10 protein-coding genes and 1 tRNA gene are annotated in these 17,188 nt (G+C 50.4%); 3 read left to right on the plus strand and 8 right to left on the minus strand.

The features are described from left to right. Positions 1–352: 352 nt before the first annotated feature. Complete coding sequence (gene katG, locus CFERDRAFT_RS05520) at positions 353–2,548, plus strand: catalase/peroxidase HPI (protein WP_006366222.1); 2,196 nt, start codon at positions 353–355, stop codon at positions 2,546–2,548. Between the two features lie 458 nt (positions 2,549–3,006). On the opposite strand, the gene CFERDRAFT_RS05525 is transcribed toward katG, so the two are convergent. After that, positions 3,007–3,831: a nucleotidyl transferase AbiEii/AbiGii toxin family protein gene (locus tag CFERDRAFT_RS05525; protein WP_006366223.1), complete on the minus strand. Its 825-nt coding sequence runs from the start codon at positions 3,829–3,831 to the stop codon at positions 3,007–3,009. Next, on the minus strand, positions 3,828–4,610 hold the full coding sequence (locus tag CFERDRAFT_RS05530; RefSeq protein WP_040433240.1) for a type IV toxin-antitoxin system AbiEi family antitoxin: 783 nt from the start codon (positions 4,608–4,610) through the stop codon (positions 3,828–3,830). Before CFERDRAFT_RS05530 ends, CFERDRAFT_RS05525 begins: the two co-directional genes overlap by 4 nt. Before the next feature lie 386 nt (positions 4,611–4,996). Here CFERDRAFT_RS05530 and CFERDRAFT_RS05535 point away from each other — a divergent pair, with 386 nt between their 5' ends. Next, entirely contained in the window at positions 4,997–6,517 is a 1,521-nt protein-coding gene (locus tag CFERDRAFT_RS05535; protein WP_040433241.1) for a Fic family protein, read from the plus strand. Between the two features lie 253 nt (positions 6,518–6,770). On the opposite strand, the gene CFERDRAFT_RS05540 is transcribed toward CFERDRAFT_RS05535, so the two are convergent. The 6 genes from CFERDRAFT_RS05540 to gpmA form a co-directional block, all read right to left on the minus strand. Next, a tRNA-Val gene (locus tag CFERDRAFT_RS05540) sits at positions 6,771–6,844 on the minus strand. 70 nt (positions 6,845–6,914) lie between these two features. After that, positions 6,915–8,231: an ATP-dependent Clp protease ATP-binding subunit ClpX gene (clpX, locus tag CFERDRAFT_RS05545; protein ID WP_006366225.1), complete on the minus strand. Its 1,317-nt coding sequence runs from the start codon at positions 8,229–8,231 to the stop codon at positions 6,915–6,917. Between the two features lie 40 nt (positions 8,232–8,271). Beyond that, positions 8,272–8,538 carry a DUF4404 family protein gene (locus CFERDRAFT_RS05550; protein ID WP_006366226.1) on the minus strand — a complete coding sequence of 89 codons (267 nt, stop codon included), beginning with the start codon at positions 8,536–8,538 and terminating at the stop codon, positions 8,272–8,274. A 75-nt stretch (positions 8,539–8,613) separates the two neighbouring features. Further along, positions 8,614–10,089, minus strand: coding sequence for a glutamate synthase subunit beta (locus CFERDRAFT_RS05555; RefSeq protein WP_006366227.1), 1,476 nt, complete (start codon positions 10,087–10,089; stop codon positions 8,614–8,616). 41 nt (positions 10,090–10,130) lie between these two features. Further along, a complete protein-coding gene (gene gltB, locus CFERDRAFT_RS05560) occupies positions 10,131–14,732 on the minus strand; it encodes a glutamate synthase large subunit (protein ID WP_006366228.1) in 4,602 nt (1,533 codons plus the stop codon). 113 nt (positions 14,733–14,845) lie between these two features. Beyond that, positions 14,846–15,589, minus strand: coding sequence for a 2,3-diphosphoglycerate-dependent phosphoglycerate mutase (gene gpmA / locus CFERDRAFT_RS05565; RefSeq protein WP_006366229.1), 744 nt, complete (start codon positions 15,587–15,589; stop codon positions 14,846–14,848). Between the two features lie 314 nt (positions 15,590–15,903). On the opposite strand from gpmA, the gene CFERDRAFT_RS05570 reads away from it, so the two are divergent. Then, positions 15,904–17,163, plus strand: a complete 1,260-nt coding sequence (locus CFERDRAFT_RS05570; RefSeq protein ID WP_006366230.1) for a nitronate monooxygenase — start codon at positions 15,904–15,906, stop codon at positions 17,161–17,163. Positions 17,164–17,188 lie beyond the last annotated feature (25 nt).

A 17,188-nucleotide genomic window follows, 5' to 3' on the forward strand; every position in this document is an offset into this window, starting at 1 on the left:
CGCAGCAAAACTTTTTTTCAAGAAGCAGATGGATCTGGTTTTCCGAAGTCATGTCCCATTGACTCAAAAAAGCTATTTACCGTAGAACTGAATGTCATGAAAGAAGTGTCAATAATTGAAAACTGAACCGTCTACAATCCAACTTCTTTTATTCTGTTTTTATCTTTTTAATTGCGACATCACCTTGGACGTTTCGGCACTAACAGGCTTTTCGCAGCGTTACAGAAGTAGTACACTTAAAAATGAGGCGAAAGCTGCAACACGTTCACCTGATCAGCAGAATGGGTAGCGGAAAACTATTCCATAAGAGATGCATTGATCATTACTCCACACTACCAATGGGAGATCCATTATGAATGAACACAGCAAGTGCCCGGTAACAGGTAAAACGGGCAGAATCGCTACCACAGGCAGCAAGACAAACCGGGAGTGGTGGCCAAACCAGTTGAACCTCAAAATGCTTCATCAGCACTCTTCCCTGAGCAATCCGATGGATGAAGGGTTCAATTACGCCGAGAAATTCAGGGAACTGGACCTGGGAGCACTGAAGAAAGATCTCTATGCGCTGATGACCGATTCGCAGGATTGGTGGCCGGCTGACTATGGTCACTATGGCGGACTCTTTATCCGTATGGCGTGGCACAGTGCCGGCACGTATCGTACAGGCGACGGCAGGGGCGGCGCAGGGTCCGGCTCACAACGCTTCGCCCCCCTCAACAGCTGGCCCGACAATGCCAACCTCGACAAGGCACGCAGACTTCTTTGGTCTATCAAGCAGAAGTACGGCAGGAAAATCTCATGGGCCGACCTCATGATCATGGCTGGTAATTGCGCGCTGGAGTCGATGGGATTCAAGACCTTCGGTTTCGGTGGCGGCCGTGAGGACGTCTGGGAGCCCGAAGAAGACATTTACTGGGGCTCAGAGGCCGAATGGCTTGGCGACAAACGTTATTCCGGCGGCCGGGAACTCGAAAAACCCCTCGCAGCAGTGCAGATGGGCCTGATCTATGTCAACCCGGAAGGACCGGAAGGCAAACCCGATCCGGTCGCTTCAGGCAGGGACATTCGCGAAACTTTCGCACGCATGGCAATGAACGACGAGGAGACGGTAGCGCTCATCGCCGGCGGACATACGTTTGGAAAATGTCATGGCGTAGGTGATCCGAAGCTTATGGGACCCGAACCAGAGGGTGCCGGCATCGAAGAACAGGGCCTTGGGTGGATCAGCAGGTTCGGCAGCGGCAAGGGGGACGAAACAATGACCAGCGGTCTGGAAGGGTCCTGGACGACAAACCCGACCCACTGGGACACGGGCTATCTCGATATGCTGTTCAACCACGAATGGGAACTCACGAAAAGCCCTGCAGGCGCATGGCAGTGGACGCCGAAAAATCTGGTCGATATAGAACTCGCGCCAGCCGCACACGATCCTTCAAGACGGGTCAAGACCATGATGTCCACTGCAGACATGGCGATGCGCATGGACCCGATTTACGAACCAATCGCAAGACGTTACCATGAACATCCCGACGAGTTTGCTGACGCTTTCGCTCGGGCATGGTTCAAGTTGACGCACCGCGACATGGGCCCACGCTCCCGTTATCTCGGTATAGAGGTCCCGGAGGAAGATCTGATCTGGCAGGATCCTGTGCCTGCTGTCAATCATGAGTTGATAGATGCGGAGGAGATCATCGATCTCAAGAAGAGGATTCTTGCATCTGGTCTTTCGATTTCGGAACTGGTCTCGACAGCATGGGCATCGGCGTCAACGTTCCGCGGCTCCGACAAGCGCGGAGGAGCCAATGGTGCACGCATCCGGCTCGCCCCGCAGAAGGAATGGGAAGTTAATCAGCCTCTCAGACTGCAGAATGTGCTGCAGATACTTGAAGAAATCCGCAATGAGTTCAACAATGCTCAATCAGGGAGGAAAAAGGTTTCGCTCGCTGACCTGATTGTCCTGGGTGGATGTGCAGGTATTGAAAAAGCCGCAAAAAATGCCGGATACAAGGTGATCGTACCGTTCATACCCGGGCGCACGGATGCGTCACAGGAACAGACCGATGTAGACTCTTTCGGCGTACTCGAACCAGCTGCAGACGGGTTCCGCAACTACCTGAAAACCAGCTTTTCATTATCGGCAGAGGAGCTTCTGATTGACAAGGCGCAACTGCTGACGCTGACCGCTCCCGAGATGACCGTGCTCGTTGGAGGAATGCGCGTCCTGAATGCCAACTTCATGCAGTCACCGCATGGCGTCTTCACAAAACGGACAGAAACGCTCACCAACGACTTTTTTGTCAATCTGCTCGATATGAGCACGATGTGGAAGGCGGTCTCTGAAGCCCATGACATATTTGAAGGTCGTGACCGCAAAACAGGGGAACTCAGGTGGACCGCCACTCGTGTAGACCTGGTTTTTGGTTCGAACTCCCAGCTCAGGGCACTGGCGGAAGTTTACGCAAGTGACGACTCCCGGGAAAAGTTTGTACACGACTTTCTGGCAGCGTGGAACAAGGTCATGCAGCTTGATCGATTCGATCTTGGCTGAGGTTTTACATACTTCATCGCAATGGCGGCGAGGTTGATTCAAGCAACTCATTCCATGAAAGCTCCAGTAATAAACTGTTGGATTTCCGCTTGCCTAAGCGATCGGGAAAAGAACTCTTGCGGGGGGATAAAAAAAGCCTGCGGGTTGGCAGGCTTTGAGGAAGGGATGTGGACGATAGAAGATTCGAACTTCTGACCTCTACAGTGTAAATATCATACTGTGGCTATATAGCATTTATATAAAAGGAGTTACAGGGTTAAATAAATTTTCATGTCGCATCTGCGTCGCAGATTTTTTATCAAAATCTATGAATAAAAATAAAAAACAATTACTTCCCTGCCCTCCTGTTTTGCCCCCTGTGGTATAGTACTCAATCTAATACGATGACTGTATTCGCATAATATGCTGTTGTGGGACCACAGCATCAGTCATGGCAGGATCAGTCATCAACCCCTCTTTTATAGGATAATCATCTTTTCTTTTGTCTTCTGCCATGCATCCCCCGGCATTAAAGGTGCGAGAGAATCCAGAACATACCGTGCCGCCGCCCTGGAATCCCATGAGTTCCCTGTTGTCAGCAGGGGTGAGATATCATCAAGAAAACGAGAGTCATCAAGCTTTTCGAACAGATTCATCTCAAATTCAGCCCTGGATATCTGATGTTCTTCATACTCCATGTACTGCAAAAAACAGGAGACAACCGTTTCAGGATTAACTGCAAGGGTTTTGGCTGTTTGCCACAAGTCAAACAAATCTCTCCCTTTTTTTCGCTGATAGAGCGCCCGCAGCTTGGTACCGAGCAATTCATCGATACGATAGCTTGAGATTAATGCTGAGCCGGTATGCCAGCGGGATGCCATTCTGAATTCAAACTGTTGATATCCAAGTACCGTGAAGTGTTCCCTTGAGTTTATTTCCACTTTGAGCCGTAATGGCAATCCTTCTTCTGATTCCACACGCCAGATCAGCGTTACCCTTCCTTCTGACTGTTTCCGCTTAGGAATACCCAACCAGGGATTGATCTTTTCTTGTACAGCATCCATGATCGGACCGATTGGCCCCGCTTGCATTTGCACCAGATCAATATCCTCTGAATATCTCGCTGGCGGTAGATGAAGCTTGAACAAGGCAGTTCCACCACGAAAAGCCAGATTTTTCGCTACAATCGGGTGTGTGTAAAGTTCAACCAGGGCACGACAGATAATCAGATCCTGCTCAATCTGAGATAACTGAGGCCATGGAGCATTGACTCGCCATGCGGTTATATAATCAAGAGGGATCATATTTCCGGTTCTACCTTTTCATTTGGCATTAGCCTCCAGCGAGCCACCATTCGAACGCCACTGTAAGGTTGTGACGGGGAGAGCGGAGTCGGCACAGGTTTGCGACCTGCAACATATTCAGCCAATCCATCGGCTAATCCGGCTTCACCAATCAAATCCAGCAAGTAACCCAATCGCTGAGACCATGCTATTGGAGAGAGTGCTGCTATTTCAGCCAACTTCCCGCCGTCAAGATATTCTGCAAGTTCAGATAAAACAGTTGCCGTATTGTCCAGACCCCCTGCATGATGCGGATACCCGGTTAGATCAAATGCTGTGACCTCAGGGGTCGATACTTTAACATAACCGCGAGGTGTCTTGAAATCCTGCACAGGCATAAGCGCTGCGTTCTTGCGTATGATGAAATCAATCCTCACATCCCCACAACTGATATCCGGTCGAGCATGTTGCAGGAGAACCTGAAAAGCCTGAGGGCGTTGATGAGCTGCACCGTAGTGTTCGGCAGCGGTAAGCATGCCTGCATAATAGGGTTCTTTCAGGTGTTCCATCAAAAATGGAATAAACTGGTTTGCGGGCAAGCATCCCGTCTTCCGGTATTCCGGGGGAACGATAACATAAAATCCCCGGTACGGCATGGCAACTTCACCCTTATGCCGCAGACGACGCAAGGCCGCACGGGTAGAGATAACGCCTGATCCCAGCGCGTCAGAAGCTTCAACGCCACTGAAACAGAATACGCCTTTGGCTTGCAAAGCGTCAATGTAGTCCGAAATAAACATACCGGTAATTACATGATTCAATCGAATAAAGCAACACTATTCGTTACTTAATACAATTGATGCATTGTATGGATAGCACAGACGATGTTCGCCCTGCTCTCAATCGACTTACCAATATTCATGGGAATGAGTGCCTTTCAACTATAAAATGACAGGGCAAGGCCGTCAATAATGCTTGATAAAACAGGCAACAAATCCAGCCCGGAAAGGAACATACTTCATCAGCTTCCGGGCAGAGTCTTCATCGAACGGGTTTATTACACTTGCATCTACAGCCTCTCGAATGTAGCAAGACACATTTGCCATTTCTCAAGGATTTATTTAAGTTAATATTTGCGACAAATCCGACACATTAGGACGAATAACACGACATTCCGAACAAAATAATGAAGGGATCGCGAAAAAACACGACAGTCGATGACTCTCTGATCCTTTATGCAGAACTCAATGATGCTGAGATAAGAGCTGCACAACGGCACCTGAAAACCGGCCGGTTTAAGCGAATTGTCTCTGGCGTTCTCAGCGCCAGCCCTGAAAAGGAGTGGCCGGCAATTATTGCTTTGCACAGAATACGACTCCTCGCTGCTCTTTTCCCTGGTGCGGTAATCGGCTATCGAAGTGCCTTCAGTGGAGGTATGCCCGTCGATGGCGTGATGCACCTCAGCTACAGCTACAATAGGGTTGTCGATTTGCCGGGATTACAAGTCTTTCTGGTCAAGGGACACGGTAACGTTCAAGGTGACCAGCCAATGTCCGGACGAAACATATTTTTTCCCTCTCAAGCACGCATGTTGATGGAAAACCTCACCCAGAGTCGTGGAGCGATCAGAAAAGCCATGGGTCGTGTTGCCGTCGAAGAACGACTGATCAGTATTTACGAATCAAGAGGCCCTGAAGCTCTCAACCGCATCAGGGAAGAAGCTCGCACTAATGCAGCCACCCTGGAGTTTGAGAAGGAATTCAGCGTGTTGCATGACCTCATCGGAAGCATTCTCGGTACCAAAAGTGCCCGACTCGCCACTGCAGCAGGACAAGCACTGGCCGCAGGTACACCTTTTGACGCTCGTCGTTTGGCCCTTTTTGAAACGTTGGCCGCCACATTGCGAGCAATGCCTCTCATGCAAAAACCATCACCAACCACAACCGGAAGCGCGCGCTTCAATTTTGCGTTTCTGGAATCCTATTTCAGCAACTTCATCGAGGGTACGGAATTCGATCTCTCTGAAGCTCGGCGAATTGTACTTGAAGGGAAAATTATCGACCAACGCCCGAAAGACTCTCACGATATTCTCGGTGTATTCCGGCAAGCTATCGATCCCGGATGGTCAAACCAATCGATGGCACCAGGAGAAGCTGTCTTGCATCAGTTGCGGCAACGCCATGCTGATCTGATGAAAGAACGTCCGGAAGCGGCTCCCGGTGATTTCAAAGACCGTGAGAATTTTGCAGAAAACACCACGTTCGTTTCACCGGGAAACGTACGCGGAACACTGATTGAAGGCAGCAAGATCCTGCCATCGGTTCAACCCGGCATGGCAAGGGCATTGCTTGCAATGTTCATCGTCTCGGAAGTCCATCCCTTCATTGATGGAAATGGCCGACTGGCACGCCTCGTCATGAACGCTGAATTGTCTGTAGTCAATGCATGCAAAATAATTGTCCCAACGTTATTCAGAGAGGAATATCTGGACTGCCTGCGCGTGCTGTCGCGGCAAGGAAAACCAGAACCATTCATTTCCGCCATGCAGAAAATCCAGCAATGGACCGCCGCGTTCGACTACAGCGACCTGGATCGGGTGATTGAGCAGATGAAGGCCTGCAACGCATTCGAAAAATCCCTCAAGCATTACCAACTGCTCAACCTTTCTGATTTAGGTACCAGTAAAACTCAGTGGCACAGTGAATGACGACGGTTTTCCTCCTGATTTCTAAGCTGCTTATGCTCAGACGACATCACTTTTCTCGGAACACTTTGCGTGGAAAACCAGAAAAAAGATGGGGGTGGGGTATGCGCTTTTTGGCTACCAAGGTTTCGTCCCTACGGGACTTAAAAACGAAATGCCGAGCTGGAGCTCGGCGTTCCCGGCTCCCAGGGTAACGCGGGATGTGTCGCAGGAAAATAAAAAGCCTGCGAAGTGCAGGCTTTGAGGATGGGATATGTGGACGATAGAAGATTCGAACTTCTGACCTCTACAGTGTCAATGTAGCGCTCTAACCAACTGAGCTAATCGTCCTCTTTGAAAGGTTGTAAATATAGGCTTTCATTCATCAATTGCAAAGGGAATGAAAGCCCGTTCTCTCATTTCAGGCGATTTTTTTCTGTTTTTTGTCATCCGAAAAATACTCCGGCGCGCCCTTGTTCTCTATGGTGTCAGCCGTAATGAGACATCTATGGGTATTTTTCATTGAAGGGAGCTCGAACATGATATCGATCATGACGTTCTCAAGCACCGAACGCAGGGCCCTGGCTCCGGTTCCACGTTCAATGGCAATGGAGACCACCTTGTCAAGCGCCTCTTCGGTAAATTCAAGCTCAACGCCGTCCATTTCAAAGAGCTTTTTGTACTGCTTGACAATGGCATTCTTTGGTTCAACAAGAATGTTGCGCAACGCCTTCTCATCCAGCAGGTCGAGTGTTGAGATCACCGGCAGTCGGCCGATAAATTCAGGAATCAGGCCATACTCATGCAGATCATCCTGGGTGACGTAGCGGAGAATTTCCGGGTCGTAACCGGTCTGCTTGCTCTTGACCTTGGAGCCGAACCCCATCGAGGACTTCGAGACCCGTTTGGCAATCAGCCGGTCGAGTCCTTCAAACGCGCCACCGCAGATAAAGAGGATGTTCTTGGTATTGATATTGATCAGCTGCTGTTCAGGATGCTTGCGGCCGCCCTTTGGCGGAACACCCACAACAGCCCCTTCGAGAATCTTCAGCAGAGCCTGCTGAACCCCTTCACCCGAAACATCGCGGGTGATGGAGACGTTGGCTGATTTGCGGGCTATTTTATCGATTTCGTCAACATAGATAATGCCCCGCTCTGCGCGTTCGAGATTAAAATCCGAAGCATGAAGCAGTCGGGCAAGGATGGTCTCCACGTCGTCGCCAACATATCCGGCTTCGGTAAGCGAAGTGGCATCAACAATTGAAAACGGCACTTCAAGCATGTTGGCCAGCGTCTGGGCAAGCAGCGTTTTTCCTGTACCGGTCGGACCAATGAGCAGAATATTGCTTTTCTCGATGACAACCTCATCATCCTCATCATGCATCCACTCCTGTGACTCAATCCTCTTGTAGTGGTTGTATACCGCAACAGAGAGCGATTTTTTGGCGATCTCCTGCCCGACAACATACTTGTCAAGAGAGTCCATGATGGCTTTCGGGCTGACCAGACGGGGCTGGAAGGGCTGCTCCGCCACCCGTTCACTCTGCTGAATGGCACTCAGCTCCTTGCGGAGGATCTCATAGGATGTTTTTATGCAGCGATCGCAGATGAATGCTCTCGGACCGGCAACCATGCTGTTTGCCTCATGCGCACTCCGGCCACAGAATGAACATAACACTTCACCCTCACCGTTTCCGCCTCTCGGCTTCCCTCTACCCGGTTCTTTTTCTCTGGTCATGGAATAGTTGCGCCGTCAAGAATATTAATAAGGTTGTGCTTTAAAATCCCATTCGGGCCAGACTGTCAAGCACATGCTGAATCGTCATACTCAGTTTGGGATGGTCGGCTTCGAAATGCTCTATTGCTTCATTCATGCGATCCGCCCGGGATTCAGACTCCCGGATTGATCCATTTTCATCTACAAGCTTTCCGATATCCTCCCTGAGATTTGAAAGCACGTTCAGTGTTGTCTCATCAACAGAGTCCACCCCTTCAAGTTCACGATGAAGCGTTTCAAGCAGATCCCTGAGTTTTTGCTGTTCCATATCGCTGAGCCGTTAAAACATTTGTTAAATCCAGTAGAGGAATGACACATACAACACCGGAAGCCGCCCGATCGTTTACGGCAGGCTTGTGGTACCCATCAGAAAACGATCACATGCACGCGCAGCAGCCCTTCCTTCATAAATAGCCCAGACAACAAGGCTCTGGCCGCGACGGGCATCACCTGCAGCAAAAATCCCCTCCCGATTGGTCAGAAATGTTTTTTCACTGGCCCTGATGTTTGTGCGCTCATCGCGAGCAACCTGCAGCTGCTGGAGCAGGTGCTCTTCAGGTCCGACGAAGCCCATTGCAAGCAGTACCAGCTCGGCGGGAATAATCTGCTCCGTTCCCGAAACCGGCAGCGGTACAAATCGGCCCTCCTGCTTTACCCACTCAACCCGGGATACTTCAACGGCTTTGAGTGCTCCGCCATCTCCGGAGAGAAACTTCTTGGTCATTATTGCATATTTTCTCGGATCCTCACCCTGAACCATTGCAGCCTCCTCCTGACCGTAATCCACCTTGAAGGTTTTGGGCCACTCCGGCCACGGATTGTCAGGCTGACGCTCAAGCGGCGGCTTCGGCATGATCTCAAGCTGAATAACACTCTTGCAACCCTGACGCAGTGAGGTGGCAACACAGTCCGTGCCCGTATCACCGCCGCCGATAACAACAACATTTTTGCCTGCCGCCGAAAGGGTTGGCGCGCTGCCGTCAAGCACGGCTTTGGTGCTTGAACGAAGAAAATCCATGGCAAAATGAATACCGCTACATTCGCGCCCCTCTACATTCAGATCACGGGGTTTTGTTGCTCCTGTGCAGAGTACGACGGAGTCAAACTCTTCAAGCAGCTTGTCAGCAGGATAATCAACACCGACTTCGGTACTCTCCATGAATGCTATCCCCTCAGCCTTCATAAGATCAATACGACGCTCAACAACAAGTTTCTTGTCGAGCTTCATATTGGGAATTCCGTACATCATAAGGCCTCCGAACCGGTCGTCACGCTCGAAAACCGTAACGCTGTGACCTGCCTTGTTGAGCTGGTCAGCACAGGCAAGTCCGGCAGGGCCTGATCCGACAACCGCAACCCGTTTACCGGTTCTGTGAGCAATTTTCTTCGGCTCTACCCACCCTTCGGCAAATGCATGCTCTATAATTGCATACTCATTGTTCTTGATGGTTACCGGCGGCTCGATAAGGCCAAGCACACAGGAGCCTTCACAGGGAGCCGGACAGACTCTTCCGGTAAACTCGGGAAAGTTGTTGGTTTTCATCAGCCGGTCATAGGCATCATGCCAGAAACCGTTATAGATATAATCATTCCACTCGGGGATAAGATTATGTATGGGGCATCCTGACGCCATCCCGCTCAGCATGATTCCGGTATGGCAATAAGGGGTACCGCAATCCATACAGCGTGCGCCCTGCTTCTGCAGCTCCACGTCCGGCATCTCCTTGTGAAACTCCTGCCAGTCTTTTATTCTCTCCAGAGGCGCCCTGTCGGCAGGCAACGCTCTCTGGTACTCCATAAAACCTTTAACTTTACCCATATCGATAGTTTAAACTTTTCAAGTTCCGCCGTTTTCCGCTGTTAATTGCCTGAAACGCGCGATGGATCATGAATATTTTTTTCAAATGCCGCCATAACCGCCGCATCGCCTGTAATGCCGGCCGCCTCAACCTCTTTCATTGCCTCCATCGCCCGCAGGTAATCATGCGGCATGACTTTGACAAAGCGCTGGCGGCTGGTCTCCCAGTCATCAAGAATCGACTGACCCAGGTCGCTGCCCGTGTACTCGACATGCCTCTCAATCATGCTCTGAAGAGCCGCAAGCTCCATCAGGTCATCAACCGTGGAGAGTCCGACCATCTCATGATTGCAGTTTTCAGCAAAAGTATTGTCAGCGTCATAAACATAGGCCAGACCGCCCGACATTCCTGCGGCAAAGTTTCGTCCGGTTTTTCCGAGAATAACCACAGCTCCGCCGGTCATATATTCACAACCATGATCACCGATTGCTTCAACAACCGCATTCAGTCCGCTGTTACGAACACAGAACCGCTCTCCGGCCATACCCCGGATAAATGCCTCTCCGGAGGTCGCCCCGTAAAAGCCTACGTTACCGATAATGATATTCTCTTCCGGAACAAACGTTGATCCTTTTGACGGATAAACCACAATACGACCGCCCGAGAGACCCTTTCCAACGTAGTCATTGGCATCGCCTTCAAGCTCAATGGTGATTCCGTTGGGGATGAATGCACCAAGACTCTGGCCTGCGGATCCGGTGAATTTCAAGTGAATCGTATCGTCAGGAAGACCCTTTGAGCCATAGGCTTTCGTCACTTCATAACCGACAATGGTGCCGACAACCCTGTTGGTGTTGCGGATCGGCAGCACAGCAGAGACCTTCTCCTTTCGTTTGATCGCCGGTTCGCAAAGCGAGAGCAGGGTGGTCCGGTCAAGACTCTCATCAAGGCCGTGCTCCTGATCGATGGTGCAGTAGCGGGTTTCATTCTCGCCGATCTCTGCCTGATAGAACATCCTGGACAGATCAATACCCTGTGCTTTCCAGTGATCGACCGTTTTATTCATGCTGAGCAGTTCGGTGCGTCCGACAAGCTCATTAAGGGTGCGTACACCGAGACGCGACATATACTCCCGTACTCCCTCGGCAAGGAAACGCATAAAGTTTTCAACATGCTCCGGCTTGCCCGTGAAATGCTTGCGAAGTTCAGGGTTCTGGGTGGCAACACCAACCGGACAGGAGTCATCCTGACAGCAGCGCATCATAATACACCCCATCACCACAAGCGTGGTTGTGGCAAAACCGAACTCCTCTGCGCCAAGCATGGCGGCAATAACAATATCCCTTGCGGTTTTCAGCTGGCCGTCTGTCTCAACAACAATACGGCTTCGCAGGTTGTTGAGTACAAGGGTCTGATGGGCCTCAGCCAGACCGAGCTCCCAGGGCATACCTGCATGCATGATGCTTGAAACAGGCGAGGCACCGGTTCCTCCATCGTGACCGCTGATGAGCACCACATCGGCATGAGCCTTTGCAACACCTGCAGCAATCGTGCCAACACCTACGGTTGAAACCAGCTTGACATTGATACGCGCCTCGGGATTGGCATTTTTCAGGTCATGGATAAGCTGGGCAAGATCCTCGATCGAGTAGATATCATGATGGGGCGGCGGGGAGATAAGACCGACGCCGGGGGTTGAGTGACGAACCTTTGCCACCCAGGGATAGACTTTAGAACCGGGAAGCTGGCCGCCCTCTCCGGGCTTTGCTCCCTGCGCCATCTTGATCTGGATCTCATTGGCACTGGCAAGATACTCACTGGTAACACCAAACCTTCCGGAAGCCACCTGCTTGATAGCGGACATTCTTGAGTCGCCATTTGCATCCTTTTTAAAACGCAGAGGATCTTCTCCGCCCTCACCGGTGTTGCTTCTGCCTCCCAGCCTGTTCATGGCAATGGCAAGGGTTTCATGAGCCTCCTGACTGATAGAGCCGAAGGACATGGCGCCGGTCTTGAACCTTTTGAGTATGGCTTCAACCGGTTCGACCTCATCAAGCGGCACAGGCTGCTTGCTGAAGCGGATATCCATCAGACTCCGGATCGTGCAAAGATGCTCGCTCTGGTCGTCAATAAGGTTTTCGTATTTTTTAAAGAGCTCATAGTTTCCCGTCCTGCAGGAGTGCTGCAGGACATGGATCGCTTCGGGACTGAACAGGTGATACTCCCCGTTATAACGCCATTTCCGCTCTCCTCCGGCTTCGAGACCACGATCAACCTTGTTTCCGGTTGGCGGAAAAACCGTTTCATGACGCCTGCGGACCTCTTCGGCAACCGTATCAAGCCCGATACCCTCAATTCGGGTAGGTGTACGGGTAAAATAGGCATCAACAAGCTGGGTATTGAGACCGACCGCTTCAAATATCTGGGCGCCACGATAGCTCTGAATAGTGGAGATACCCATCTTAGCCATGGTCTTCACCACGCCCTTGACGGCCGCCTTGACATAGTTTTTGGCCGCAACCTTCTCCTCCAGTTTGATATGGCCCATCGAAACCTCTGAACGAATCGTTTCAAAAACCATGTAGGGGTTGATGGCTCCGGCGCCATAACTGATAAGCATGGCAAAATGATGAACGGCTCTCGGCTCGGCTGATTCAAGAACCAGGCCGATATTTGTTCTTATACCGGCATTGATCAGAAAGTTGTGCAGACCTGAAACGGCAAGAAGTGCCGGAATCGGTGCGCGGTTCTGCTCAATCTCACCCTTGTCGGAGAGAATAATAATATTGACGCCCTTGCCGGCAGCCTTTTCAGCCTGACGGTAGATATCCTGCATGGCCGACTCTATACCCTTTCCTCCACGCTCTACATTGTAAAAAATAGGGAGCGTAATGGCACGGAAACCCGGCTTATCAATACCACGGATCTTTTCGAGAGCCTGATTGGTCAGGATAGGATGCGGCAGCCTTATTCGACGGCAATTAACCTCAGTTGGCTCAAGCAGGTCTCCTTCGGTTCCAAGCATGACCGTTGTCGAGGTGATAAGCTCCTCCCTGAGCGAGTCAATAGGAGGATTGGTCACCTGGGCAAAGAGCTGCTTGAAATAGTCATAGAGCATCTTCGGCTTATTGGAAAGCGCAGCAAGCGGGGTATCGTTACCCATTGATCCGACAAGCTCCACCCCTTTTTCACTCATCGCCTTTATCTGAAGGGCGATATCCTCCTGGGTATAGCCGAAAACCTTCTGACGGGCGGTAAGACTGTACTTCTCTTCATCGGGATTTTTCAACTGGGGATGATCCGGAAGGGCATCAAGATCAATAACATTCCGCTCAATCCACTCGCCATAAGGGTGCTCGGAAGCAACCGTACTCTTGATCTCTTCATCGGAAATAATGCGGCCCTGGGCGGTATCAACAAGGAACATGCGGCCAGGCTGGAGCCGGTCTTTCCTGAGAATACGATCCGGCGCGATATCAAGCACACCGACCTCGGAAGCCATGATAACAAGGTCATCCCTGGTAATATAGTAGCGTGACGGGCGAAGTCCGTTACGATCAAGTACCGCACCGATCTGCACACCGTCGGTGAAGGTTACCGACGCTGGCCCGTCCCACGGCTCCATAAGGCAGCTGTGGTATTCGTAGAATGCTTTTTTCTCTTCAGACATGCTCTGGTTTCCTGACCATGGTTCAGGAATGAACATCATCGCTGCATGGGCAAGCGAACGGCCTGAAAGCACAAGAAACTCAAATGAATTATCAAGAATGGCAGAGTCGCTGCCGTCCTCAAGAATAACCGGCTTTATATCTTCAAGGGCATCACCAAACACCTGTGACTGTACATTCTTCTCCCTGGCCTTCATCCAGTTGACGTTGCCTTTGAGCGTATTGATTTCGCCATTATGACTCAGATAGCGGTAAGGATGCGCGCGATCCCAGCTCGGGAAGGTATTGGTGCTGAAACGGGAGTGTACCATTGCGATAGCGCTCTCCATGTCGGGGTCGTGCAACTCGGGATAGAACTCCCCGACCTGCTCGGGAAGCAGCATCCCCTTGTAGACCATCGTGCGGCAGGAGAGACTTGATATATAGAAATAACTGCTGCCGAGAAGCCCTGCGGTGTATTTAACCCTTTTGGTAATGCGGCGGCGGATGATATAGAGCTTTCTCTCGAATTCAAGCTCGGTGGTGATATCCTTGCCCCAGCCGACAAAAAGCTGCTTGACCACAGGCTCTTCAGAGCGGGCGGTCGCGCCGAGCGTATCATTGACGGTCGGGACTTTTCTGAAACCAAGAAACTTCTGCCCTTCAGCCTGTATCATCAAACGACAGATATCTTCTATAGCACGACGCTGCGATATATCCGGAGGAAGAAATACCATCCCCACTCCGTACTGGCTTGCCGCCGGAAGTTCAATATTTTTTTCCGCACAGACCCTGCGCAGAAACTTGTCGGGAACCTGGATAAGAATTCCTGCGCCATCACCGGTATTCTTTTCACACCCGCATGCTCCGCGATGTTTCAGATTCTCGTTGATTTGCAGTCCCTGCTCTACAATATTATGGGACTTGACACCCTTGATGTTGGCAACAAATCCAACACCGCAGGCGTCATGCTCAAACTGAGGATCATAGAGCCCCGCTTTTCTTGTAACATTCATATTTTCAGGCACAACTTTTCAAATAGTTTCAAAAAAAAGGCGATCAACAATTCAGAGTGCAGAATATAAGTTATTTAACAAAATATTCCACGATCGCATCACTCCCGGAAAGGCTATGCTTTTGCCTGACCGGCAACTGCTGCTACAGCCTTCTTCAAGGCCTCCTGATCACCGAGATAGTAGCTTTTCAGGGGCTTGAGCTCATCATCGAGTTCGTAGACCAGAGGAATCCCGGTCGGAATATTCAAGCCGACAATATCCTCTTCGGAGATGTGGTCAAGGTATTTGACCAGGGCTCGCAGGGAGTTTCCATGCGCTGCAATGATAACGTTTTTCCCTTTGCGAATTTCAGGCGCTATGGTTTCATGCCACAACGGCAGAAACCTCTCCACCGTATCCTTCAGACACTCACTCAAAGGAATCTGTTCTTCAGCAAGCGCTGCATAACGGGGATCTGATCCAGGATAACGCTCATCACTTTTTTCAAGCACAGGAGGAGGGGTATCATAGCTCCGACGCCATACAAGAACCTGTTCATCACCATACTTCTGGGAGGTCTCCGACTTGTTAAGACCCTGCAGGGCGCCGTAGTGCCGTTCGTTGAGCCTCCAGCTCTTGAAGACAGGAATCCACATCAGATCCATCTCATCAAGTACTGTCCAGAGCGTCCTTATGGCACGTTTCAAGACAGAGGTATAGGCAACATCAAAAACAAATCCTGCTTCCCGGAGCAATTTGCCGGCATTGGCCGCCTCTTTTCTTCCCTGTTCGGAAAGATCAATATCATACCAGCCGGTAAAGCGATTTTCACGGTTCCACTGGCTCTCACCATGACGTAACAAGACGAGTTTAATCATATTGCTCTTTCCCCCTTTCAGAATATTTTTGATGCCGGAAATCCGAGATGCTCTCTGTTATGGCCTGCAATTTAATATTCTCCACCTCTTTTCTCAAACTTCATCCTCTCCGGGAAGGAAAGAATAGCAGGGAAGGCGTATGATAGTTACCGGAGAAGGGGTGATTTAGAGAATTGTCAGTAGATTTATAAAACGAAATATGATATCTTAAATAATTTTAATTTTTGCGGCTGTTTGTGGGTTTCGTATTGCCGACACCCTGACCTCAGGGGCAAAGAGGATCTGTAAATGCTATTTATACCGATAAAAAGACAATGAACGTAGACAATTTCAGATTACAGTTAGGCGGAAAAGAGTATGTGCCAATCATTATCGGTGGCATGGGGGTCAATATTTCCACAACCGAACTTGCGCTTGTGGCTGAGAAACTCGGCGGAATCGGACATATTTCCGATGCCGAAAACGGCTATGTCTGCGACAGGATATTGAAAACTTCATTTGTCAGTCAGAAACGCAAAAAATACGCCAGATTCATCAATAATCCCGACAAATCGGAAGTCCTCTTCGATCTTGAAGAGGTAGCCAAAGCACAAAAATTATATATAGAACATACGGTCTCAAAAAAAACCGGCAATGGGGCGATTTTTCTTAATTGCATGGAAAAGCTGACCATGAACAACGCCTCCGAGACACTGAAGGTCAGACTTTCGGCTGCCATGGATGCCGGTATTGACGGACTCACTCTCGCTGCGGGCCTCAACCTCCGCACGCTTGATCTGATCCAGGATCATCCCCGGTTCCGGGATGTAAAAATCGGCCTGATCATCTCCTCGGTAAGGGCGCTCTCCATTTTCCTGAAACGGGCGGTACGCCTTAACCGACTGCCGGACTATATTATTGTTGAAGGTCCGCTTGCCGGAGGTCACCTCGGCTTTGGACCCGATGACTGGCATACCTTTGATCTCAAGACAATTTTCATTGAAGTACTCGACTTCATGAAAAAAGAGGCGCTGAACATTCCGGTTATCCCTGCCGGAGGGATCTTTACCGGTACCGATGCCGTCGATTACCTCAGGATGGGTGCCGGAGCCGTACAGGTTGCCACACGATTTACCATCACCAAAGAGTCCGGCCTGCCAAATGAGGTAAAGCAACACTATCTCAACGCGCGAGAAGAGGATATTGTCATCAATATGGCCTCAACCACAGGCTATCCGATGAGGATGCTCATTAACTCTCCAACCCTTCGCTATGCCATAAAACCGAACTGCGAGGGACTCGGATACCTGCTTGAAAACGGCGGGAAATGCAGCTATATCGATGCATACTACAGCGCTCTTGCAGAAAGAAAGCCCGGCGAACCGATAGTTGTCAAAGAAAAGACCTGCCTCTGTACCGGAATGGCCAACTATGACTGCTGGACCTGCGGGCACACCACCTACCGGCTGAAGGAGACAACAAACCGCCTCGATAATGGCAAGTGGCAGATTCCAAAAGCTGAGGATATTTTTCTTGACTATCAGTTCAGTCGTGACCACGCCATAAGGCTGCCGGAACCGGAACCTTTGGCATAAAGAAGCTGTTGCAAAAAGAGGGCCG

The sequence above is a fragment of the Chlorobium ferrooxidans DSM 13031 genome (assembly GCF_000168715.1).
Classification (GTDB): domain Bacteria; phylum Bacteroidota; class Chlorobiia; order Chlorobiales; family Chlorobiaceae; genus Chlorobium; species Chlorobium ferrooxidans.